Genomic DNA, 1214 nt, shown 5'->3' on the forward strand with positions numbered 1-1214 from the left:
TGGACTGTCAACATTAAATCAGACAACTTTTTTAAGGGATGCAGCTTTGTACTGAATTGGGGTCATGTATCCTAAAGTGCCATGAATGCGATGCTTGTTGAACCAATTCACATAATCATATAGTTCCAACTCTAAATGGTGAAGACTTTGAAAATTCACTTGGTTTACAAATTCCGTTTTCATCACTTTGTAGGTGGCTTCAGCAACGGCGTTGTCATAGGGACAACCCTTCATACTTAAAGAGCGGCCGATTTGGAATGTCGTAAGAGTCTCATCGATCAATCTATTCTTAAATTCACTTCCACGGTCCGTGTGAAACCATTGAATGTCGCTCAAGTTGCCTTCTACCGAGGCGAAGGCACGAGAAATTAGAGCAGCGTCTTTATGGGGACCTGCACTTTGTCCAATGATTTCGCGATTAAATAAGTCAATGAGCACACAAACATAGTGCCACTTGTGCTGAACTCTGACATACGTGAGATCGCTGACTACAAAGCGTTTTGCTTCCGTTTGATCGAACTCACGTTTCAACACATTCGCAGTTGTTGCTTCGTTGCAAGCAGTCTTATGCGGCTTATACTGCGCTATCGTGTACGTAGACACAAGGCCTTCCTCTTTCATGATACGACCGATTCGGCGTCTGGAAACGATGAATCCTTGTTCCTTAAGTTTGACTTTGATCTTACGTGTTCCGTATGCTTTTCGATTGGTATGAAAGATTTCTACAATAGCCGTAGTCACTGCCTCTTCTTGATCTTTCTCTTTCGCTTCATAGTAGAACGTGCTTCTTGCGATTTGCAGGACTTCGCACATTGCTGATACCGAGTATTTATCACTGTTTTGCTTGATGATTTTTACTTTCGTCCCATGATCAGCGCGGCTTGCTTTAAAATGTCATTCTCCATTTCGAGTCGCTGAACTTGTTTGCGAAGAGCGATGAGCTCATTCTCTTCAGCGGATCGGTTGTCTTTTTCCGAAAACGAACCTGAGGTTTGAGCTTGTTTGATCCAACGATCAAGTGCAGATGGACTAAGCTCATACTCTCTCAGAATAGCTGCTTTTGGCTTTCCGTTTTCATATAACTGAACCATTTGTCTTTTGAAATCTGCTGTGAATGTGCGTCTTTGCTTTGGCATAGTAGATCCGCTCCTAATCGTATTCTCTTCATTCTACTAGCCCTTAATTTTTCTGTCCAACTAAGTGTAGACGATCCA

Annotated in this window: 1 protein-coding gene; it reads right to left on the reverse strand. The window is 42.4% G+C overall.

Translation table 11 applies throughout. The features are described 5' to 3' along the window. Positions 1-18 precede the first annotated feature (18 nt). A protein-coding gene (locus KJS58_RS24780; protein WP_213536334.1) for an IS3 family transposase occupies positions 19-1136 on the reverse strand; the annotation gives its coding sequence in 2 pieces (ribosomal slippage) (positions 19-890 and positions 890-1136; 1119 coding nt in all). Between the last annotated feature and the right edge of the window lie 78 nt (positions 1137-1214).

Origin of the sequence: Paenibacillus sp. J45TS6 (assembly GCF_018403285.1) — a bacterium.
GTDB lineage: Bacteria > Bacillota > Bacilli > Paenibacillales > Paenibacillaceae > Paenibacillus.